This is a genomic window from Marinitoga sp. 1135, assembly GCF_013363245.1.
Classification (GTDB): domain Bacteria; phylum Thermotogota; class Thermotogae; order Petrotogales; family Petrotogaceae; genus Marinitoga; species Marinitoga piezophila.
The window spans coordinates 133,990-157,407 of record NZ_LBEZ01000025.1 but is presented as its reverse complement, the minus strand read 5'-3'; the positions used below and the strand labels follow the sequence as shown (position 1 = coordinate 157,407).

Below are 23,418 nucleotides of genomic sequence, written 5' to 3'. Positions count from 1 at the left end.
ATTAATCACCAAGCTTTTTTACTATTTCATTTACCCATTTCTTTACTTTATCTCTATCTTTCTCATTAATTTTTCTTATCCATCCCCAAAAAACTCCACTCTCAACAACTAAATCTCCAACTTTTTCTTCAAGCGGTCTTAAATAGTGATTTTTTATATATTTCTCTGTAGCTTTCCCAAATAATTGAGCCATACAAACAATAAATACAGCTGTTTTTTTCTCTTTTAAGATAGAACTATTTTCTTCTAAAAAATTCATAATTCCTTTTAGGGGTTTTTCATAATAAATGGGACTTCCTATTATAAACAAATCATAATCATATTTATTGTTAAATTCATTATATTTAAATATATCCACATCTATATTGTGTTGTTGGAAATCTTCTTTAATCCATTTTGAAAAGACCTTCGTTGAATTCTTTTTGGTATCATATATTACACATATTTTCATTATTAATTTGACTCCTTATTATCTTTGCTTTCCATATAACTGATAATAGACGTAATTACATATGCTGTAATTAAAAAACTAAATATAACTCCCATTAACAATAATAGTCCAAATCCTACGAATCCTCTATATTTAGCCAGAACAAATGAACCAAAAGCTGCTCCTGTTGTTAATGTTGTCATTGTAATAGCTTTTCCTGTACTCCTTAACGCCTCTCTTAAATTCTTTTCTCTTCTATATCTATGTATCAAATGAATTCCATCATCTACACCTATACCAATAATTAATGGTAAGGCAATAATATTTACTACATTAAATTTAATATCAAACCAACCCATTATTCCTAACATTAATACAATCGCAAGTAGCATTGGCAATAACGCTAAAATCGAGTATTTCAAACTTCTAAGATCTATTAAAAGAACAACAAATATCAAAATTAATGTTAATATCAATAGATTTTTTCCCTCTTCGGCAGAGATTTTCACAACCTTATAGAATAATAAGGAAGTGCCTGTAACATTATCAACATTCAAGCCATCTAAAATCTTAAAATATTCTTTTTGGAAGTCTGCATTCCATATATCTCCTGCTGGATATACTGTAGTTAAAACTTTTCCATCATCACTGACATAGTTAGATTTTATTTCTTCTGGAATCTTATCAATAGTAATAAATTCAGAATCATTTAAATCCTTTTTTAGTGAATTTATCTGGCTAATAATAGTTTTTTGAATTGCCAAGTAATCTTCATAATTCTTATCCATTAATTTATTTATAATTCCAGATTTAACAATTTCATTTACTTTTTTCCCTAAATCTTTGTATCCAAAAGTATTTAAGGATAACGAAGCTTTTAGCATATTAAGATTTAACCTTCTCAATTCATTTTTTAATTTATTCATATCAAAATTAATAGGTTCTACATATAATGATTTTACCGTTTTTGCATTTTTTAACCTAACAACCTGTTTTTCTGTTTCGGGAATAAATGGAATTATACTATCTACTTCTGAAAATACTTTTACATTTTTAATCTTTTCATATAGCATCTTTGCTTCAGCCAGATTATTACTTATAAATATTGTATTATCAGGTGAAAGCTCAAATTCTTCAAGAATTTTGTTATTAATAGCTATACTTTCTAAACCTTTTGCTTCAATTTCAAGCATATTTTTTTCAAATTGCACCTTAGTTATTTTTACGGCAGAAAAAATAATTAATACAACAAGAAGAATTATACTAATCATTCTATATTTTTTTATATCATAATCAATTACAAATGTTTTTCCAGGATCTTTAAAACTCTTACCAAACCATTTTAATAATATAGGCAATATTGTTATTGCAGAAATCAATGTAAAAATAATACCTGCAGATAAAACAATACCAAATTCTCTAAATCCTGGAAATTCACTTATCATAAATATTCCCATTACTATAGCCGTTGTAACAGCACCGGCAACAATACCTCTAACGTTCTTTTCAAAAACACCATATAATGCATCTTTTACATTATTTCCTTTACTTCTCAATTCAAGATATAGGGATATAATGTGAATTGAATAATCAATTCCTAATCCTGCAAGTATTGCACCCATCATTACTGTCATAATATTTAATGAACCTATAGTTATTTTTGCATATCCTAAAGCAAGAATAATGCCTGTTATCAACGGAATAATTGAAAGTATCATAAACTTAAAACTTCTAAATCCAAGATAGAATATTATAAGTATCAATATAACGGACACAGTTGTTGTAATTGCCATATCCCTTTCTGTAGTAACCATTTCATCTCTTTCAATAACAGCCGTTCCTGTTAAACCGGCTTTTACATTATAATTTTTTGCTTCATCCTTTACAACCTTTTCAATTTTATTAACCAATTCAATAGTTCTATTTAAATCATTAAAGGATATACCAGGTCTAACAATAACTATTCCAAACTTTCCGTCATCAGAAATCATATATTCTTTGCCAAATAACATTCCCTGGAAATTTTGTTTAACTGCTTCTATATCATTATTATTTATTGAAACAAGTAAATTATTAAAAGAATCAAGAATATAGTTAAATTGCCTCTTTTCCTGTTCTGAAATATGATAACCGTTATCAGGAGTTTCAAACATCTGGTTTAAAGAATCAAAAAAATCAACAATATTTTCCGAAGAATATAATTTTAAAAGAAATTTTTGTTGTTCGTCTGGTGACAACAAAAATATATTTTTTTTCATAAAATCCATGGGATTCCTGGCATATATTGCATCAACCCCATCCATTGTTTTTAATTTAGATGAAATAGCATCTATATACTTTATGATATCTTCTTTATTTCCTTCAATACCAATCATAATATTATCTATACTTTTAAAGCTCTTAGACGCTTCTTTATAAACCTGAACATATGGATCATCTGCTGGCAATAAATCCAAAAAGCCAGGTTTAATATATAACTTTGTCGTAAAATATAAGGCTACAAGAGTTAAAACCATCATTAAAGCAAATACAACTTTAGAGTGTTCAATGATTATTTTTCCAAGCTTTTTCACAAAATATCCCTCCTTCTAGACCGGCTGGTCGGTATAAAAAATACTACACCTATTTCTTTACAAAAAGATAAACATAAAATAAAAAACAGAGCACTAAAAATTTAGTGCCCTGCATTAATAATTATCTTACTTATTCAAGAAAAATTTTAAATCTTCTTCTACTGTTGTAATTGGATTAATTCCAAAATTATCTACTAATACTTTTAATACATTTGGTGAAATAAATGCTGGAAGTTTTGGACCTAATTTTATTCCTTTTACTCCTAAATAAAGTAATGCAAGTAATACTGCTACTGCCTTTTGTTCATACCATGCAATATTATATTCAATTGGTAATTCGTTTATATCTTCAAGACCAAATGCTTCTTTTAACTTTAATGCTGTTACAACTAATGAGTATGAATCATTACATTGACCTGCATCCAATACTCTTGGAATACCATCTATATCTCCAAGATCAAGTTTGTTATATCTATATTTTGCACAACCTGCTGTTAAGATAACTGTATCTTTTGGCAAGTTAGCTGCAAATTCTGTATAGTATTCCCTTTCCTTATGTCTTCCGTCACAACCAGCCATTACAAAGAATTTCTTAATAGCTCCTGATTTTACGGCATCTATAACCTTATCTGCAACCTTTGCAACCTGTTCATGAGCAAAACCTATAACAATCTTTTTACCTTCTCTTTCTGGAATTGGACCCAATTCTAATGCTTTCTTGATTACTGGTGAGAAATCTTTTGGTTTTCCATCTGTTCTATTTGGAATATGAGTTAATTTATCAAAACCAACAAGTCCTGTTGTGAATACCCTATCTTTATATGATTCTTTTGGAGGTACTAAACAGTTAGTTGTCATTAAAATTGCTCCACCAAATTCAGCAAATTCTTTATCCTGTTGCCACCATGCTCCTCCAAAGTTTCCAGCTAAATGCTCGTATTTCTTTAATTCTGGATATGCATGGGCTGGTAACATTTCACCATGTGTATAAATCTTTATGCCTGTTCCTTCAGTTTGTTTTAATAATTCCTCTAAATCTAATAAGTCATGACCACTAATTAATATAGCTGGTGTATTATATGTTCCTGTATAAACTTCTGTAATTTCAGGATTTCCATATGTTGATGTATTTGCTTTATCGAGTAATGCCATAACTTCAACAGCGTATTTACCAGTTTCAAGTGTTAAATTAATTAATTCATCTGCTGTAATATCTTCTCTTAATGTTTCAGCCATTCCTTTTTGTAAGAAATATAAAATATCATCATTTGTATATTTTAAAACATAAGCATGATCAGCATAAGCTGCAATACCTTTTAATCCATATATTACTAATTGTTTTAAAGATCTGATATCTTCATCTTTATCAGCTAATACTCCTACTTCAAAACCTTTTTGTGCATATAAATTAGCGTCGCCTCTCTTATCCCATTCTGCTGCTTCTGGTACTTTTTCATCAAATGATTTGCCTTCTTTTTTAGCATAAGCTTCAAGAAATTTATGCTTTACTCTGTCTTTTAAATCTAAAGCTTTTTCTATAAATTCAACCATTCTTTCAACAGAAAAGTTTACATTTGTGATTGTAATAAATAATGCTTCTGCTACAAATAAATTAGCTTCATCGTCTTTAATTCCATATTCTTTTGCTTTTAATCCCCAATACGATAAACCTTTAGTTACCCAAAGCAACATATCCTGTAAATTAGCTACTTCTGGTGTCTTACCACAAACACCCATTGCTGTACAACCTACACCTCTTGCAGCTTCTTCACATTGATAACAAAACATTCCCATATTAACACCTCCGTGTTCATTTAAAAAAAATTGATTTAATATATGATTTTGTGAATTTTTTTATTTTATCTACATATTAATTATAACCTTTTTTGTCGGTTTTTGTCCGTAACCTATGTTACACTTTTTGAATCTTAACATTTTTTACACAGAATTAAATTTATAATATTTACTTTATTATATCTTTTCTTAAATCTTTTGCTTTATGCAAGTAAACAAAAATTTGTGTATCGCTCTCACAATGAATTAGTAATCTAATAATTGCTTTTGGAGAATTTTCAAAAACGGCTTCTTGAAGTGTAAATAATGCTACATTATCCAATTTGAAGTTTTCTCTAATAACAGTGATAGGATTATAAGCAGTTATATCAGGGGTTACAGAGCAAAATATACTAATAATTCTCTTTATGTTGTTTTTTTCTACAATTTGGGTGTATAATTCTATTGTACGAGAGATTATTTCTTCTTTGGTATTATTTTCAATTGAAGTTGCACCACGTATTCCTACTATCATTAAAGCTCACCTCCAAATTATTGAAAAATGAAAGAAGGGGTATTATGAATTTTGCCATTGTAATTAATACATATATTCGTACTAATGATAATAAAAGAGATTTTTTTGATCATCCTACACCTTTAAATGATTTTGAAAACAAAAATACATTACATAAAACTATTGATAGCATCAATAAATTAAATGTTGGTAAAAACGACAATATTAGCGTCTATATTTTCGCAGTAGCTGCACATGAAGATGTTTCAAAAGATGGAATTATAATCGAAAAAATTGAAAAAATAATGGAAGGTTTTAAATATAACTTTTATATATATACTAACACAGATATTCAATGTTGTAAAGAAAAATACAATTCCCTTTTTTTCTCTTCAAAAGGATATCCTGAAATTAGAAATCAGGGCTTTATTTTCCCGATTATGAATTGTGAAGATGTGATTATACAAATTGACGATGATGAGCTTTTACGTGAAAATTATATTTTAAAAACAAAAGAATTATTAGAAAAAAATCCTGATAAATATGTTTTTACAGCACCATATGAAAAAAATGGAACTATACGAATTACTGGAGAAGATAAATTGAAAACCTGGAAGAAAACTACCTCTATGGATATGGATATTGTTAGGTTTATGAAAAGTCCCAAACCGCAGGAATCTATTTTTGGATTCGGTGGGAATATGATTATACGAAAGGAATTTGCAGAAAAAATGTATTATCCACTTGATGTTCCACGTGGTGAAGATTTTTCTTTATTACTTGCTTCAAGATTAATATATGAAAATGGGAATGAGTATGCTGAAATTAAAGAAAAAAACCCTATTTTCAAAAGCTATTTTATTTATGATAAGGATATTACTATTATTCATGAACCGCCATATGAAGCTAATGACGATTTTCTATTTTATGTTGAAAAGAATTTAAAGCGATTTATTCTTGAATGGCTTATGATAAAAGGACAAAGTAATTTTAAGTTCAATGATCTAAAAAAATATTCTTATTATCTGTATGAAATGATTGGTTATGATGATTATATTTCTAAAATTTATGAAATTCTGGAAGAATTAAAAGAATTTTATCCAAAAGAATCAATCGAAAATCTCAAAAAAGAATTAATAAGTTTTTATAATAAAAACTACAGTGAAAATAGATTTGAAAAATTTAAAAAACTACAAAAAGAATATATTTCTCTTATTAATCGAATAAAAGTTTAGAATTCCGTTAAATATTTCCAATAGCGTATAGGCATAAATTGTTTTTGAAGTTTAGAATTGTTTCTTTCTGTAATCGCTGCACTATTAAAATATGTTTTCCATAAACTCTGGTATTCAATTTCATCTTTTGATAAATTTTCCAAATCTTTAAAAAAATACTGATTTGAAATATTTATATTAATTAAATCCACCTTGCCCTTTGAATAAACAAGGGCAAGGTTTCTTTTTATATCATGAATAATCCAATTTTGATTTGAAAATCGGTTTATAAAATGCCGGGCAAGTAGAATAATAATATTATGGTCGGGTTCAAACGGTGCATAATAAAGTCCATTTGATAATTCTCTAAAACGTAATAACCCTATAAATTTATGCTTTTCATTTGACACTTTATATATTACCTTTTTTATTTTCAAAATATAGTCCTTTTCTATATAATTTATGGGGTCTTTTTTCAATTTCAAAGCGATATTGACATATTTTATAATATCAACTTCTATGTTTTCATATTCCGAAAGATAGGCTAAAAATATATTTTTCAAAATTCCATTATTTATTTTTCTTTTTATAAAATTACTCACATATTCAGCTTTTTTAAAGTCGGTTTTTATAATATTACCGTTGCCAAAAATCCCTTTATTTCCTTCTTTTAAAATTAAGTCAGGTAATTTCCTTTTTTCAAAACAATAATATGTAATAGTAAGTAATCCCTGAAATGTTCCATCATATGTAAGTATATTCATAATTTCAGCTCCTTGAAACTTCAATTGCCGTTGTGGGAAATAATGGTATTTTCATACTTAAGTTTTCAGTTAATTTTTCCCTTATTGCGTCAGGAGATAAAAAAATATTACTATAATATTTACCGTTACAGGTAATAAAATATTTTGCTCGTTTTAGAACAACACCTATTTTTTTCAAATCATCAAAGGTTATAGGTGAATATTTTCTTGCTTTAATTATAGTCAATGCTGATTTTATTCCTATTCCAGGCACTCTGATTAATTCATCATAAGATGCTCTATTAATTTCTATAGGGAAAAAATGAAAATTTCTTAATGCCCATGACGTTTTGGGATCAAGCTTTTCATCTAAAAATGGATTTTTCTCATTAAGAATTTCAGAAGCTGAAAACTTATAAAATCTCAATAACCAATCTGCCTGATATAATCTATGTTCTCTTTTCAATGGTGGCTTTATATTTATAGGAAGACGCTTATCTTTATTAACAGGTATAAATGCTGAATAATATACTCTTTTCATATTGAATTTTTTATACATACCTTCTGCCAATCTCAAAATCTGATAGTCGCTTTCAGGCGATGCTCCAACAATTAACTGTGTGCTATGGCCGGCTGGAACAAATAGAGGAGTTTTTTTATATTTCTTTCTATCTTCAACATTAGCCAGAATATTTGTTCCCAAAAATTTCATGGGTTTAATTATATTTTCTTTTTTCTTTTGTGGGGCCAATAGTTTTAAACTTTTTTCACTTGGCAATTCAATATTAACACTTAACCTGTCCGCATAAAAACCTGCTTCACGTATAAGTTTCAAATCTGCTCCTGGAATAGCCTTCAAATGGATGTAACCATTAAAATTTTCTTCTTTTCTGAGCTTTTTTACTACTTTCAACATTTGCTCCATAGTATAATCAGGACTTTTTATTATTGCGGAACTTAAAAATAAACCTTCTATGTAATTTCTTCTATAAAAATTCATTGTTAACTGAACAACCTCATCAACAGTAAATGTTGCCCTCTTTACATCATTACTTGCTCTATTTATACAATAAGCACAATCGTAAATACAGGCATTAGAGAATAAAATCTTCAAAAGTGAGATGCATCTTCCATCTGATGTCCAGCTATGACATACACCACTGGTTACGGCATTTCCTATACCTTTTTTTTCATTATTTCTATCAGAACCGCTTGAAGCACATGAAACATCATATTTAGCCGATGAGGATAATATCCTCAATTTTTCATTTATATCCATGGCATCACCCTATAATATAAACTTATTTATAATCTTACTACACATAGTATACTACAAAATAGTTGCTGTGTCAAGTTTTTAATTAAAAATAAAAAGGCCCCTTTCGGGACCTTTAATATAAATTATTTTCTACCGCCTCTATAACCATTTCCTGGTTGAGCATTTTCTGAACCGTTTAAAATATCGCTAAGTTCATCTGGTGAAATATATTGTGCTGAATATGTTTCATTATACCTTTCTAATAACCCCACAAATGCTCTCATATGATTTTCAGAACCGAATTTAAGATTTTCATATACCACTTTTATATCTTCATTATCTGTTTCTTTTAATAACTCTTCAAGATCATATATATCTAAGTCTTCTATTGTTGCTCCAACTTTTAAGGCATCTATGATTGAAGTTTTTCCCTGTTCAACAAGTTGATCATATAATTTTTTTAATTCTTCATTTTTAAAAACACCAACTGTATAATCTGTAATTGGATCTTCAATATCATATTTATCTAAAATAGTTTTTACTGCATTCATATGTGTTTGTTCTGATTGAGCAATGTTATAAAACGTTTGAATTCCCCAGATATCATATAATGTTAAATAAACATCTCTTGCTAATTTTTCCTCTTCTCTCATTTGTAATAAACCATCAATTTCATTTGAAGACAACTCTTGTGTTGGTAATGATTCTACTGCTGCTGCCGGATTATTGAAAAAGCCTCCTGCGAATGATACTATTACTAATATTAAAATCATACTTCCTAATAACAAACCTTTTTTCATAATACCGCCTCCTTATTCCTCGATTAATTTTCTTTTTCTTAAAAATTCTTCTTCACTAATTTCGCCTCTCGCAAATTGTTCCTTCAATATTTCAAGAGCTTTATTTATCTTCGACATCTTTATAATACTCTATAAACCTTAGAGGAGACTTAGAAAAAACTTAAAGTTACCTTAGAAAAACTTGATTTTCTTTCTTATTTATGATATTATAAACAATAGACTAATTAAATAAACAAAAGTTTAGGTGATAAAATGACAAATAGAGAAAAGGAAATTTTAGAACTAATAAAAGAAAATCCTTTCATAACCCAGGACGAATTGGCTAAGCAACTAAATATAGCCCGTTCTTCTGTTGCTGTACATATTGCCAATTTAATAAAAAAAGGATATATTTTAGGTAGAGGATATATAATAAATAAACTTGATTATGTAACGGTAATAGGCGGAGCAAATATTGATATCAACGGATTTCCAAATAAAAAACTAAAATTAAAAGATTCAAACCCTGGTGAATTAAAAATCTCACCTGGTGGTGTAGGAAGAAATATCGCAGAAAATCTTTCAAGATTAAATATAAACACTAAATTACTAACAGCTATTGGAAATGACATATATGGCAAAAAAATTATTGAACATTCTAAAAATATAGGAATTGACATTAGTGACTCATTAATACTAAACGACTTCTCAACATCAACTTATCTTGCTATACTCGATGAAAAAGGAGATATGGCTGTTGGATTATCCGATATGGAGATATGCGAAAAAATAGATATAAATTATATTAAATCCAAAAAAAATATTATTGAAAAGTCTAAAGCTGTTATACTCGATACTAATTTACCTCAAAAAACAATAGAATACATTACAAAAAACATTAACAACACATTTATTGTAGATACAGTTTCTACCGCAAAAACCGTTAAAATATTAAATATACTCAATTATGTCCATTCCATCAAACCTAATATATATGAAGCTGAAATACTTTCTGGCATAAAAATCGAAAACAAAAAAGATGCTGAAAAAGCTGTTAGAAATATTATTAATAAAGGAGTTAAAAGAGTATTTTTAACAATGGGAAAAGATGGAATTTTATGTGCTGACAAAAATAAAACGATATATATAAAAACACCGAAAATTAAAGTAATAAATGCAACTGGTGCCGGAGACGCATTTACAGCAGGAATAGTATTAGGATATTTAAACAACTATTCTTTAGAAAAAACAGCGAAAATTTCCATAGCTGCCTCGGCAATTACATTAGAGTCAGAAGGGGCAAATTCAGAACAATTATCAAAAGAAAACATAGAAAATAAATTAAAGGAGATGAAACTATGATTGAAAAATACCTTGAAATTTCACCAGAAGTAAAAAAAGCTTTAGAAGAAGGAAAACCTGTTGTAGCTCTTGAATCAACAATAATATCCCACGGAATGCCATATCCACAAAATGTTGAAACAGCTTTAAACGTTGAAAAAGTAGTTAGAGACAATGGAGCAATCCCTGCCACTATAGCTATTATTAATGGAAAACTAAAAGCTGGATTATCCGAAGAAGAAATTGAATATTTAGGTAAAAAAGGATATTCAGTAATGAAAGTAAGTAGAAGAGATATTCCATATGTAATTTCCAAAAAAATAGATGGAGCAACAACTGTAGCTGGAACAATGATTATCGCCGAAATGGCTGGAATAAAAGTTTTTGCAACCGGTGGAATCGGAGGAGTTCATAGAAACGCCCAGGAAACCTTTGATATTTCTGCAGACCTTCAGGAATTAGCAAACACAAATGTTGCAGTGGTTTGTGCCGGTGCCAAATCCATACTCGATCTTGGATTAACTTTAGAATATCTTGAAACTTTTGGCGTTCCAGTTATTGGATACCAAACTGAAGAATTACCAGCATTTTATACACGAAAAAGCGGTTTTAATGTCAATTTCAGATTAGACACACCAGAAGAAATTGCAGAATTTTTAAAAGCAAAATGGGCATTAAACTTAAAAGGTGGAGCTGTTATTGCTAATCCTATCCCTGAAGAATATCAAATGGATTATGACACCATAACCAAAGCTATCGAAGATGCTTTAAAAGAAGCAGAAAAACTTGGAATAAAAGGTAAAGAAACTACGCCGTTTCTATTGGCAAAAATAAAAGAAATAACAGGCGGCGAAAGTTTAAAATCAAATATTCAACTTGTATACAATAATGCAAAACTTGCTGCATTAATTGCTAAATCATTATAAATTACCTTATTATATAAATTTTAAAAATAAAAGTGCTTAATTCCTTCTAAATTTTGGAATTAAGCACTTTTTTTATAAATAAATTCAAGTCCATCTTTAAATTTATTGATTAAATTAAATATTTTTAATAAAAATCTTGATTTTATTATAAAAATATGATATACTATTTTATGATTTCTAAAATATGTTTTATTTTTTTGAAAGGAAGGGATTAAAATGAACGAATCTGAAAAAAGAAATTTTATTCTTTTTGTTGTTGGAAGAATGGTTTCTTTAATAGGAAGTGGTATTCAAATGGTTGCAATGCCGTTATTTATATTGGATTTAACCGGTTCAGGTACAAAAATGGGATTATTTGCAACTATAAATATGGTTCCCGCTCTTATCATGGCACCTTTTGCTGGAGTAATAGGAGATAGATTCAATAGAAAAAAGATTATGGTACTTATGGATTATTTAAGAGGTTTTATAATTTTATCCCTTGCATATTTGACATATATAAACAAATTGAATTTATTTGTATTATTTTCATTTCAGGTTGTTATTTCTTTACTTGATAGTTTTTTTGGCGCAGCAACCAGCGCTATGATTCCTGATCTTGTCCCCGAAAAAGATTTAATGAAAGCAAATTCAATCACCGAGAGCATTAGTAGCGCTTCAATGATAATAGGTCCTGTATTAGGCGGAGTTATTTATGGATTCTGGGGAATGCAATGGATTTTTATATTAAATGGTATTTCCTTTATCCTTTCAGCCATTAGCGAAATGTTCATCCGATATGAAAAAACAAGCAAATTAAAATCTCACGTAAATGCTAAAATTATTTTAAATGATCTAAAAGAATCCATTCTTTTTATTTTTAATAATGACATTTTAAGAAATCTCATTTTATTGGCAATATCTTTAAATTTTTTATTCAACCCACTTTTTGTTGTTCTTCTTCCATATACATTTAGAGAAATTATTGGTTTTTCTGCACAACAATATGGCTTACTAGAAACATCATGGACTGTTGGAATTTTAGTAGGAAATATCTTTTTAGCTATTTTCTTTTCAAAAAGAAATCCTCAAAAATTATTTAAAAATGGCTTTTATGGTATGATTGTTCTAAATTTTTTAATAGCAATAATGGTATTTCCTGACATATTAGCATATTTTGGTAATATCTGGACAATTTTTATTATAGTTAGTATAATCTTAATCATGATAGGAATTACAAATGCATTTGTCAACACACCTATAAGCGTTTATTTCCAACAAATAATCCCAAACGAAAACAGATCAAAAATTTTCTCTGCACTTGGCGTAATCTTTCAAGCAGCAACACCAGTTGGAATGTTAATTCTTGGCATTTTAATAGATCACGTGGCAGTTCATTGGTTATTTTTAGCAATTGGTATCCTATTGTTTATAGATATATTCTTATTCTCTGGAAAAATTAGTCAAATATCCTTTGTATTACCAGAAGAAGAGTAGCACTCTTCTTCTTTTTTTATAAAGATATTGAAATATATCTGTTATTTTTTTCTCATATAAAATAGTTATAATATACGTGAAATATATATCAAATATATATAGGAGGCGATACAATGAAAATTGCAATTCCAGTATTAGAAGACAATGGGAAATCTTCCCCTATAAGCGAACATTTTGGACACGCACCATATTTTGCTTTTATTACATTAAACGACAATTCTTATGAAGTTGAAGTAATAAAAAATCCTCTTGAAGAACACGGACCTGGAGATATTCCAAATTATCTTAACGACAAAGGAGTTAATATGCTTGTAGTAAGAGGTATAGGCGGAAGAGCAATAGCATTTTTTGAGCAGTTTGGAATTCAGGTAATTAGAGGTGCTGATGGAACCGTCGAAGAAATCATCGAAGCTTTAAAAGAACATAAGCTTATAGATAGAGAATATGAAGTAAAAGAAAAATTCCATAATCATTAATAACACCAGGGATAATCCCTGGTGTTTTATTCTAATATCCATTTAAATACTTCATCTTTAGAAATTGTAGCCAGTGCAATATAGTTATCAGCTGCGCCATAATAAATATAATATTCATCCTTATACTCAACCATTGCATCAGAAAACACAACAGTTGGAACGCCACCAAACTTTTCCCATGTTTCTTCAGGTTCAAGAATTGGTTTTTCAGAACGTTTTAATACTTTCGTTGGATCATCAAGATCAAGCAACATAAATCCTAATCTATATATATTTCTCGAAGCCTCCTCAACCCCATGATATAACATTAACCAACCATACTTAGTTTTAATCGGAGGCCCTCCAAGACCTATTTTTAAACTATCCCAATACCCTTCCCGAGGACTGGCTATTTTTACATAATTTCCCCAATGAATTAAATCGTCAGAATACGCAAACCATATATCAGGTTCTAATCTATGAATCATAATATACTTTCCATTAACCTTTTCAGGAAATATACCTGCATCTTTGTTTGGACTTTCAGGCAAAACAATTCCATATCTTTCCCATGTAAAAAAGTTCTTTGTAGAAGCCAAAGCAACACTAATATTATCAGGGGAATATGCAGTATAACACATATAATACTTTCCATTAATAAAGGTTAATCGAGGATCCTCTACACCATATAATTCATTTAATTCCTGGGGCTCAAATACAGGTTTTTCCATTCTATTAAAATGCACACCATCAACACTCACAGCATATCCAAATCTTGAAACCATATCTTCTCCTTGAGCTCTATATAACATATGGAATAATTCCCCGTCATAAACCACAGCAGGATTAAAAACGAATCTCGATTCCCATAAATGATTTGGTATTGGAGCTAATATTGGATTCAATGGATGTCTTTTTAATTTTAAAGCCATAATAACACCTCACTTAATTAAAATTGTATTTTTCATTTGATTTTACCAACAATCCAAAAGTAACAGCTATAGTAAAATAACCAAGACAAATTGGTATTCCGTCTTTTATTCCTCTATAAAATTCTTTCATAGTATCTCTCCAATTTTTTATAATTATAACATAAAATTATTCTGATTTTAACGAATTTTCATTAGTAAATATTATGTTAATTTCAAATTAATAAAAATTATGAAAAATTCTTTGATAATTAGATATAACCACATCTATTTTTATTTTATCCGGGTAAATTAACTCAAATACCATTTTGTCAAGAATGTAAAATGTGCTTTAATTAAATCGGTAACGTTACCGATAACGTTACCGAATAAAAATCCGAGGTGGTTTTTATGGGAAAAAGGTATGTAACAATAAAAGATATTGCAAAAGTTGCTAATGTTTCTATAAATACAGTTTCAAGAGCTTTAAATAATAAACCAGATATTAATGAAGAAACAAAAAAGAAGATCTTAAAGATAGCTGATGAATTAGGATATGTAAAAAATGCAACAGCATCATCTTTGAGAAACAGGAAAACAAAAACAATAGGAGTTATTTTCAAAGATATTACAAACCCTTTCTTTGTTGAGGTTTTAAAAGGAATTGAAAAAGCTACTAAAGAAAATGATTACAGTCTTATTTTAATAGATGTTGAAAAAAATTATGAAGTTGAAAAAAAAGCTCTAAAATTAATGTTCGAAAAACGTGTAGATGGAATATTAATTAGTCCTGTTAGAAATCAAAAACAAAAATCTGATAAATTTCAGGCATTGATAAACCTCAATATTCCATACGTTATAGTTGGTGATCATTTTGAAGGAATGGATGCCGATGAAATATATGCTGATGATTTTAAAGGCGGATATTTGGCTACAAAACATTTAATAGAAAACGGAAAGAAAAAAATTCTTTTTCTGGACGTGTATAATCATAATTTTGTTTCATATTCAAGGTTTTCTGGTTATAAAAAAGCTTTAAAAGAATATAACATAAGATTCAGCAAAAAAATGGTCTATACAATAGAAGAAGATATGATTGCCGCATACGAAAAGATAAATGAATTAATAAAAGAAAAGGTGGATTTTGATGGAATATTCTGTTTTAACGATATTTTAGCTTATGGTGCATTAAAAGCCTTAAGAGAACATAATATTAATGTTCCAGAAAAAGTAGCTGTAGTGGGATATGACGATATTATTTACTCCTCAATTATAGATTTAACGACAATAAAAATACCAAAATTTGAGTTAGGTTTCAAAGCTTTCAATTTATTATTGGAAAAGATTAATAACAAAAGGCATAAACCGGAAAAAATTATATTAGATATTGACTTAATAAAAAGAAAAACCACATAGTGGTTAAATATCAATCCTAAACAGGGGGTGTGAAGGTATGAAGAAGTTTTTAGTAGGTTTCATTGCTGTATTATTGTTGGTAAGTAGTGTATTCGCAGCATCTAATGATTTAGAGATTTTTAGTTGGTGGACCGGTGGAGGAGAAGAAGAAGGTTTATTAGCCTTGTTCCACAGATTTAATGAAATATATCCAAACATAAATATCATCAATGCAGCTGTAGCAGGTGGCGCAGGTACTAATGCAAAAGCAGTTTTAAAAACAAGAATGCTCGGTGGTAACCCTCCAGATTCATTCCAGGTACATGCTGGTATGGAATTAACAGATACATATGTAATTCCAGGATTAATGGAACCATTAACACAATATTTAAAAGACTGGGGCGTATATAATAAATTCCCAAAAGATGTTATGAATATTTGTAGCTATCAGGGAGAAGTATATTCTATACCTGTAAATGTTCATAGAGGAAATGTTGTATTCTATAACAAAAAAATATTCAGAAAATTAGGTTTAACAAAAGAACCAACAACATGGTCAGAATTTTTTGCAGCATTAAAAAAGGCTCAAGAAGCAGGATACATCCCTCTTGCCTTAGGAGATAAAAATAAATGGACAACAACACATTTATTTGAAAACATAATGCTTTCAACATTTGGACCTGAAGGATATAAAGGATTATTCACAGGAAAAACATCTTTCGATTCTCCAGAATTAGAAATGTCATTTGTTATCCTTGAAAGATTAATTCCATACTTCAATAGAGACCATTCAGCATTAACATGGCAGGATGCTTCAAGACTTGTATTTGAAGGAAAAGCTTTATTTAACGTAATGGGTGACTGGGCAGAAGGTTATTATAAAACATTAGGCTGGAAACCTGGCGTAGACTTTGGTTGGTTTGCAGTACCAGGTACAGCAGATGCATTTATGTTTATTTCAGATACATTTGGACTACCAAAGAATGCACCACATAGAGAAAATGCTCTAAAATGGTTAAAATTCATCTCAACCAAAGAAGCTCAGGATATCTTCAACCCAATTAAAGGTTCTATCCCTGCAAGAATTGATGCAGATAAATCAAAATATGATGTTTACTTAACATGGTCAATGAATGATTTCTCAAAAGTTGCAGTTGTTCCATCAATCATTCACGGTTCAGCAGCACCAGAAGGATTTGTAACTACATTAAACGATACATTAAACAGATTCCTTGTTAAAAAGAACGTATCTTCTGCTTTAAGAGATATTATGTGGGCTGCAGAAGACCAAGGTTACCTTACTGAATAATAGACAAACCCGGCTTCACAGCCGGGTTTTATAAAAAAGAGGTGAAAAGATGAGCATTCAAAAAAGAAAATCGAGGATAGGTTTTTTAATAATTCTTCCATCATTGATTTTAATAGGTATATTTGTATACTATTTTATTTTCTGGACAATAAGGACCTCTTTTTCCAACTGGAATAGCTTCAGCAGTTTATTAAGAGGTGTATATAAATTCGTTGGATTTAGAAATTATCAAAGAATATTTATGGATGCAAGATTCCAGACCGATTTGTGGAATACATTGTTTTTTACAGTATTCTTTATAGCAGGTTCTGTTGGATTAGGCTTATTCTTAGCAAATATGATTGACAAAGGATTAAAAGGTTCACGATTTTTTCAAAATCTCTTTTTATTTCCAATGGCAATTTCATTTGTAGTTACAGGTACTGTATGGAGCTGGATTTTTGCACCTGGAAATATTCCTAATGATCCTCAGGGAATTAATTTGTTATTAAAAAAATTTGGTTTAGAAAATCTTCAATGGATGTGGTACACAAGCACAGAAAGTATAGGTCACTTTAATCTTGCTTTAATAGCAGTTATAATAGCTGCCATATGGCAAATGTCAGGATATATTATGGCAATGTATCTTGCAGGATTAAAAGCTATCCCTGAAGATATTCTCGAAGCTGCAAGAGTTGACGGTGCTGATGAAAGATATATATTCTGGAAGATAAAAATGCCTTTACTAAAACCTATTACTTTAAGTGCCATGATAGTTCTTGGCCATGTTTCATTAAAAATATTTGATTTGATATATGCAATGACTGGAAGCGGACCTAATAACGTTACGGACGTTCCTGCTATATATATGTTTGAACTTACCTTCAGATCAAACAGATATGCAATGGGTTCGGCAATTTCTGTAATAATGTTACTTATGGTTGCAGTAATAATTATACCTTATCTCTACTCTTCCCTGAGAAAGGGGGCTGAATAATATGACATTAAAAAAGATGTGGATATATTCATTGCTTATTCTGATTTCAGCATTTTTTATTTTACCTTTTTATGTAACGATAATCACCAGTTTTAAACCTCTTAGTGAAATTTCAATTGCCACAATGTGGGATTTTCCAAAACATTTTTCACTTGAAGGTTTTAAAGGAGCATTTGAAAAACTTGCTCCAAATATGAAAAATAGCTTTTATTTAACAATTCCTGCAACTATAATCTCAGCATTATTGGGTTCTATAAATGGGTTTGCTTTATCAAAATTAAGATTTAGATTTTCAAATTTAATATTTGCTTTAATATTATTCGGTATGTTTATTCCATATCAAAGTGTTTTATTTCCTTTAATTCAATTTTTTCAAAAAATAGGATTATATGGAACAATTCCGGCTTTAATTATAATTCACGTTATTTACGGTATTCCTATTACAACTTTAATGTTCAAAAATTATTATGAGGAAATTCCTGATGAATTAATTGAGGCTGCGTCGATAGATGGTGCTGGATTTAGAAAGATCTATACACAAATTCTTCTTCCAATATCTATCCCTGGATTTGTAGTTGTGGCAATATGGCAATTTACAAATATATGGAATGAATTTCTATTTGCAGTTACAGTAACAAATAATCCTTCAAAACAACCAATTACCGTTGCTCTTGTAAATCTGGCTGGTAGTCAGGTCGTAGAATGGAATATTCAAATGGCTGGTGCATTAATTGCTGCATTGCCAACATTAATAGTATATATACTCCTCGGAAAATATTTCATTAGAGGTTTATTAGCCGGTTCCGTAAAAGGATGATAGGAGGTCCCTATATGAAAATTTTTAATATAAACTACGAAAATGACTATTTTGAAATTCAAAAAGATAATTATATGGTTTTATTAAAAATGGAAGAAATTCCTGAAGGATATATTCTCAGAGGAAAAATAAAAGGAAAAATTGACAAAATAAACATCTTTGAGGATATTATAGATGAAAATATTATCGTCAATGATTGGCATAGCTGGGGTGAAACAAAAAGTATAAACATAAAGGATTATCCGGAAATAAATTCAGATTATTTTATTCTTTCTGAAAAAAAATTAATAGGATTTTTATCCTCAAAGGTTTCTCATAATCATTTTAAAGTAAAAAATATGACCGTTTATGGATATATGAATTTCTTTGAAAAAAAATTAGATGATTATATTGATTTTGACCCTTTAATAATTATTGAAGGGAAAAGTCCAGAAGATTTACTTGAAATATATGCTGATTATGTAAAGTTTGAAAATAATATAAAATTGAATAAAAAAAGACCTGTAGGATGGTCTTCATGGTATCAATATTTTGACAAATTAAACTGGGAGGATGTGAAAAAAAATCTTGAATTATCCCAAAAATATGGTTATGAAGTATTTCAAATAGATGATTCATGGCAAAAAGATATTGGCGACTGGGAATCAAAAAATAATTTCCCATCTTTAAAAGAAATGGCAGAAAAAATAAAATCATATAATATGACGCCTGGAATCTGGACAGCGCCATTCAATGTTTCTGAAACATCTCAAATATTTATAAATCACCAGGATTGGCTCATAAAAGATGAAAATGGAAATCCAAAGATAGCTTATAAAAACTGGAATAAAAACATCTATACACTTGATATAACAAATCCTGATGTACAAAAACATCTATATACATTATTCAAAAATATGTATAATGCCGGTTTCGAATACTTCAAAATAGACTTTCTCTATTCAGGTGCAATAGAAGGAAAAAGATTTGATAATAATATAACTCCAATTGAAAGCTACAGAAAAGGGTTGGAGATAATAAGATATGCAGTAAAAGATTCTTTCATATTAGGCTGTGGTGCTCCATTATTACCTTCTCTCGGTTATGTAGATGGAATGAGGGTTAGTGAAGATACAGCGCCTATATATACCACAGATGAATCTGTAAAATTAAATGCATATATCGCTTTAAAAAACAGCATTAACAGGTTTTTCATGAATGAAAAATGGTGGTGGAATGACCCTGATTGTTTAATCTTAAGAAAAGAGGATACTCAACTGGATTCAATTGTTCGCCAGATGTATGGTTATGCCACAGGATTATTGAATTATATGATTATACAAAGCGATAATCTCTCTCTGGATATTGAAGAAGATATATACTTTAAAGCTTTAGAGCTTCAAGGTGGAATAGTAAAAGTAAAAGGTATTATGGACGGAAATTATATTATAGAGTCAATTCATCCAAAATATGGAAAGATAACACTAAAAATGAACCTTGAAGAAAAAAGATATAATATAACATTTGAAGACAATATTATTTCATTAAACAAGAAAACAATAGTCAATGAGGATAAAAGACTGTTCCATTTTTATACATTAGAAGGTGAAAATAATGCTTGAAAGACGTTATAATCCTATAACAGATGAGTGGGTAATGATATCCTCTTCCAGGCAGAAAAGACCTAACCTTCCAAAAGACAGCTGTCCTATTTGCCCGGGAGTACTGGAATTACCTGAAGAATATGATTTAGTTAGTTTTGAAAATAGATTTCCTGCTTTAAAAAGAGATGCTGAAAATGTGGAAAACAATAGTGAAATATTAAAAAAAGCGTCTTCACAGGGAATTTGCGAAGTGGTTGTATACACCAAAGAACATAATTCCGAATTATCAAAAATGCCATTAACTCAAATAGAAAAATTAACCTCAATGTGGGCTGATAGAACTTTAGAATTATCTAAATATGAATTCATAAAATACATTTATATATTTGAAAATAAAGGAAAAGAAGTGGGAGCAACATTACCTCATCCTCATGGTCAATTATATGCCTTTCCTTTTTTGCCTCCAAGAATAAAGGTAAAAATAAATGCATTAAAAAAATGGTATTCCGAAAGGAAAACATGTTCAATATGTGAAATCATAAATGAAGAAAAAAAACTTAACGAAAGAATCATATACGAAAATGAAACAATGATAGCTATAGTTCCATTCTATGCAAGATATCCATATGAAGTCCATTTATATCCCAAAAGGCATATTAGCTCCATATATGAAATGACCGGAAAAGAAGAGAAAGATTTTTCCAAAGCTCTAAAAATCATTACTTCAAAATATAATGGCCTATTTAATATGCCATTTCCATATATGATGATGTTCTTTCAAAAACCCTTTAATCTACCTGAAAATATGCATTATTTCCATTTTCATGTAGAATTTATCTCACCAATGAGAGGACCAAATCTTATAAAATGGATAGCGAGTGTAGAAAGCGGCACCTGGGCTTTTATAAACCCCATTGAACCAGAAAAGGCTGCAGAACAACTGAGAAATATCGAGGTGAATATAAATGAGTAAATACAGATCGCCGGGAAGAATCAATATAATTGGAGAACACACTGATTACAATGATGGATACGTATTTCCATTTGCAATAGATAAATACATATATATAAATTTAGAAAAAAGCGAAAAATTTGAATTTTATTCTGAAAGCAAAAATAAAATAATAATTCAGGAAAAACTCGAAAAAACAAATACATGGGCAGATTATATTATAGGTGTAATAAAAGAAATCGAAAAGATTCTTCATATAGGTATACCTCCTTTTAAGATTAACATATCTTCAACGCTTCCAATTGGCGCAGGGCTTTCAAGCTCTGCTGCTTTGGAAGTGGGAATTGCTTATGGAATAAACGACATTCTCAATTTAAATTTATCCCGGGTTGAAATTGCAGAAATTGGTTGGAAAGTTGAAAATGAATTTATTGGTTTAAGGTGTGGAATTATGGATCAATATGCCTGTTCCCTTTCAAAAAAAGACAATGCCATTTTGCTTGATACTTATACAAAACAATTCCAGCATATTCCTCTAAAACTTGGAGAATATAACTTTTTTATCATCAATTCAGGTGTAAAACATGAATTAGGGAATTCCGAATACAACAAAAGAAGGCAGGAATGCGAAGAAGTTTTAAATAAATTAAATAAAAAAACATTTAGAGATGTAAATAAAAATGATCTAGAAAAACTCAACGGAACATTATTTAAACGTGCAAAACACGTCGTTGAAGAAAATGAAAGAGTGTTAAAAACTGTAGAAGCTTTAAAAAACAGCAATATACAAGAGGTGGGGAAATACCTTTTTGAATCACATGAAAGCTTAAAAAATCTATATGAAGTTTCCTGTGAAGAAACGGATTTTATAGTTGATTTTCTAAAAAATAATGTTTTAGGTGCAAGAATGGTTGGAGGAGGATTTGGCGGAAGCATTCTTGTTTTAAGTAAAAAAAATGAATTTTATAATTTAATAGATGAACTAAATAAAAGATACCATGAAAAATTTGGTTTGAATATAGATTATTTTGAAGTTAATTCAGCTAATGGAGTGGAAAAGATAGGTGACTGATGTTGAAATATTTAAATATGGAAGCAATTGAATTGGAAAATGATTTTTTAAAAATTCATATATTGCCAGAATTGGGTGCTAAAATAGCTTCTATATTCTACAAGCCCCAAAACTTCGAGGTTTTATTTCAACCAATAAAGGGGTTTTATGAAAAAACAAAATATGGAGATAATTATGACAAATACGACACCTCAGGCATTGATGAAATGTTTCCAAATATTGATCCCGGAATATATTTAAATGGAAAAGAATTACCGGATCATGGCGAATTATGGTCAATTCCGTGGAAATGTAAAAAAGAGAATAATAAAATTTTCTGTTGCGTAAAAAGTCCTGAATTCAATTATATTTTTTGCAGAGAAATAATACTTTTTAATAATTCAATTAAATTATATTATTCAGTTAAAAATACCGGAAATGATATATTTTATGGTTTTTGGACTTTTCACGGATTACTTGCAATAGATGAAAAAAGTGAAATATTTCTGGAAAATGTGAATCAAGTTCTAAATGTCCATAACAGCAAATTCCTTGGAAAAATTGGAAATATATGTACATATCCAGAATATAATAACTACAAATTAAATAAATTTTTACCGCCATCAAGCCAAAATACAGAAAAGTTTTATATAATAAACAAAATCAATAAAGCAGAGATTACTTTAAACAATAATAAATTAAAATATACAATAGAATTTCCTGACATTCCCTATTTTGGAATCTGGAAAAACGAAGGCGGCTTCAAAAACGAATACAACTGCGCCCTTGAACCTTCAAACGGCTTTTACGATTCATTTGAGATTGCATATAAAAACAAGAAAATTCTAAAAATCCTGCCGAATCAAGTATTAAAATGGGATATAGTTATTAATCTTTCAGAATAAAAACAGATCTTCAAAAATCTGCTTTTATTTTTTAGATTTT

General features: G+C 29.2%; 22 protein-coding genes. 13 read left to right on the top strand and 9 right to left on the bottom strand.

Annotated features, from left to right (window positions below):
* Position 1: 1 nt before the first annotated feature.
* From XO10_RS10280 to aroH, 4 genes are all read right to left on the bottom strand, one after another.
* Positions 2–451 carry a flavodoxin domain-containing protein gene (locus XO10_RS10280; RefSeq protein ID WP_175421477.1) on the bottom strand — a complete coding sequence of 150 codons (450 nt, stop codon included), beginning with the start codon at positions 449–451 and terminating at the stop codon, positions 2–4.
* 2 nt (positions 452–453) lie between these two features.
* The gene (locus XO10_RS10275; RefSeq protein WP_014297524.1) at positions 454–3,003 is read right to left on the bottom strand and encodes an RND family transporter; all 2,550 of its coding nucleotides are present in this window, start codon (positions 3,001–3,003) and stop codon (positions 454–456) included.
* Positions 3,004–3,129: 126 nt separating this feature from the next.
* Positions 3,130–4,791, bottom strand: coding sequence for a hydroxylamine reductase (gene hcp, locus XO10_RS10270; protein WP_075780827.1), 1,662 nt, complete (start codon positions 4,789–4,791; stop codon positions 3,130–3,132).
* 175 nt (positions 4,792–4,966) lie between these two features.
* Positions 4,967–5,311, bottom strand: coding sequence for a chorismate mutase (aroH, locus tag XO10_RS10265; RefSeq protein ID WP_175421476.1), 345 nt, complete (start codon positions 5,309–5,311; stop codon positions 4,967–4,969).
* A 44-nt stretch (positions 5,312–5,355) separates the two neighbouring features.
* Here aroH and XO10_RS10260 point away from each other — a divergent pair, with 44 nt between their 5' ends.
* The gene (locus XO10_RS10260) at positions 5,356–6,525 is read left to right on the top strand and encodes a hypothetical protein (RefSeq protein WP_014297521.1); all 1,170 of its coding nucleotides are present in this window, start codon (positions 5,356–5,358) and stop codon (positions 6,523–6,525) included.
* On the opposite strand, the gene XO10_RS10255 is transcribed toward XO10_RS10260, so the two are convergent.
* From XO10_RS10255 to XO10_RS10240, 4 genes are all read right to left on the bottom strand, one after another.
* Positions 6,522–7,268, bottom strand: coding sequence for a TIGR03915 family putative DNA repair protein (locus XO10_RS10255; RefSeq protein ID WP_014297520.1), 747 nt, complete (start codon positions 7,266–7,268; stop codon positions 6,522–6,524). The two genes, XO10_RS10260 and XO10_RS10255, sit on opposite strands and share 4 nt — an antisense overlap.
* A 4-nt stretch (positions 7,269–7,272) precedes the next feature.
* Positions 7,273–8,526: a putative DNA modification/repair radical SAM protein gene (locus tag XO10_RS10250; RefSeq protein ID WP_014297519.1), complete on the bottom strand. Its 1,254-nt coding sequence runs from the start codon at positions 8,524–8,526 to the stop codon at positions 7,273–7,275.
* 122 nt (positions 8,527–8,648) lie between these two features.
* Positions 8,649–9,305 (bottom strand): DUF2202 domain-containing protein, encoded by a 657-nt coding sequence (locus XO10_RS10245; protein WP_175421475.1) that lies wholly within the window; start codon positions 9,303–9,305, stop codon positions 8,649–8,651.
* 12 nt (positions 9,306–9,317) lie between these two features.
* Positions 9,318–9,422: an SHOCT domain-containing protein gene (locus tag XO10_RS10240; RefSeq protein WP_175418591.1), complete on the bottom strand. Its 105-nt coding sequence runs from the start codon at positions 9,420–9,422 to the stop codon at positions 9,318–9,320.
* Between the two features lie 135 nt (positions 9,423–9,557).
* Between XO10_RS10240 and XO10_RS10235 the strand changes: the two genes are divergently transcribed.
* The 4 genes from XO10_RS10235 to XO10_RS10220 all read left to right on the top strand — a co-directional run bounded on the left by XO10_RS10235 (position 9,558) and on the right by XO10_RS10220 (position 13,503).
* Positions 9,558–10,646 carry a PfkB family carbohydrate kinase gene (locus XO10_RS10235; protein WP_175421474.1) on the top strand — a complete coding sequence of 363 codons (1,089 nt, stop codon included), beginning with the start codon at positions 9,558–9,560 and terminating at the stop codon, positions 10,644–10,646.
* Entirely contained in the window at positions 10,643–11,551 is a 909-nt protein-coding gene (locus XO10_RS10230) for a pseudouridine-5'-phosphate glycosidase (protein WP_014297515.1), read from the top strand. Before XO10_RS10235 ends, XO10_RS10230 begins: the two co-directional genes overlap by 4 nt.
* A gap of 216 nt (positions 11,552–11,767) precedes the next feature.
* Positions 11,768–13,027, top strand: coding sequence for an MFS transporter (locus tag XO10_RS10225; protein WP_175421473.1), 1,260 nt, complete (start codon positions 11,768–11,770; stop codon positions 13,025–13,027).
* 113 nt (positions 13,028–13,140) lie between these two features.
* The gene (locus XO10_RS10220) at positions 13,141–13,503 is read left to right on the top strand and encodes a NifB/NifX family molybdenum-iron cluster-binding protein (protein ID WP_175421472.1); all 363 of its coding nucleotides are present in this window, start codon (positions 13,141–13,143) and stop codon (positions 13,501–13,503) included.
* Between the two features lie 26 nt (positions 13,504–13,529).
* Here XO10_RS10220 and XO10_RS10215 read toward each other — a convergent pair whose 3' ends face one another.
* A complete protein-coding gene (locus XO10_RS10215; protein WP_175421471.1) occupies positions 13,530–14,414 on the bottom strand; it encodes a glycosidase in 885 nt (294 codons plus the stop codon).
* A 387-nt stretch (positions 14,415–14,801) separates the two neighbouring features.
* On the opposite strand from XO10_RS10215, the gene XO10_RS10210 reads away from it, so the two are divergent.
* The 8 genes from XO10_RS10210 to XO10_RS10175 are packed head-to-tail and all read left to right on the top strand — an operon-like array spanning position 14,802 to position 23,378.
* Positions 14,802–15,806: a LacI family DNA-binding transcriptional regulator gene (locus XO10_RS10210; RefSeq protein ID WP_175421470.1), complete on the top strand. Its 1,005-nt coding sequence runs from the start codon at positions 14,802–14,804 to the stop codon at positions 15,804–15,806.
* 37 nt (positions 15,807–15,843) lie between these two features.
* On the top strand, positions 15,844–17,094 hold the full coding sequence (locus tag XO10_RS10205) for an ABC transporter substrate-binding protein (RefSeq protein WP_014297502.1): 1,251 nt from the start codon (positions 15,844–15,846) through the stop codon (positions 17,092–17,094).
* Between the two features lie 49 nt (positions 17,095–17,143).
* Positions 17,144–18,070 (top strand): carbohydrate ABC transporter permease, encoded by a 927-nt coding sequence (locus tag XO10_RS10200; RefSeq protein WP_014297501.1) that lies wholly within the window; start codon positions 17,144–17,146, stop codon positions 18,068–18,070.
* Position 18,071: 1 nt separating this feature from the next.
* Positions 18,072–18,887, top strand: a complete 816-nt coding sequence (locus XO10_RS10195; RefSeq protein WP_014297500.1) for a carbohydrate ABC transporter permease — start codon at positions 18,072–18,074, stop codon at positions 18,885–18,887.
* 14 nt (positions 18,888–18,901) lie between these two features.
* Positions 18,902–20,488: a glycoside hydrolase family 36 protein gene (locus XO10_RS10190; protein ID WP_175421469.1), complete on the top strand. Its 1,587-nt coding sequence runs from the start codon at positions 18,902–18,904 to the stop codon at positions 20,486–20,488.
* A complete protein-coding gene (gene galT / locus XO10_RS10185; RefSeq protein WP_175421468.1) occupies positions 20,481–21,443 on the top strand; it encodes a galactose-1-phosphate uridylyltransferase in 963 nt (320 codons plus the stop codon). Before XO10_RS10190 ends, galT begins: the two co-directional genes overlap by 8 nt.
* Positions 21,436–22,494 carry a galactokinase gene (locus tag XO10_RS10180; protein ID WP_175421467.1) on the top strand — a complete coding sequence of 353 codons (1,059 nt, stop codon included), beginning with the start codon at positions 21,436–21,438 and terminating at the stop codon, positions 22,492–22,494. The genes galT and XO10_RS10180 overlap by 8 nt, the downstream gene beginning before the upstream one ends.
* Positions 22,494–23,378 (top strand): hypothetical protein, encoded by an 885-nt coding sequence (locus tag XO10_RS10175; protein ID WP_175421466.1) that lies wholly within the window; start codon positions 22,494–22,496, stop codon positions 23,376–23,378. The genes XO10_RS10180 and XO10_RS10175 overlap by 1 nt, the downstream gene beginning before the upstream one ends.
* The last annotated feature ends 40 nt before the right edge of the window (positions 23,379–23,418 follow it).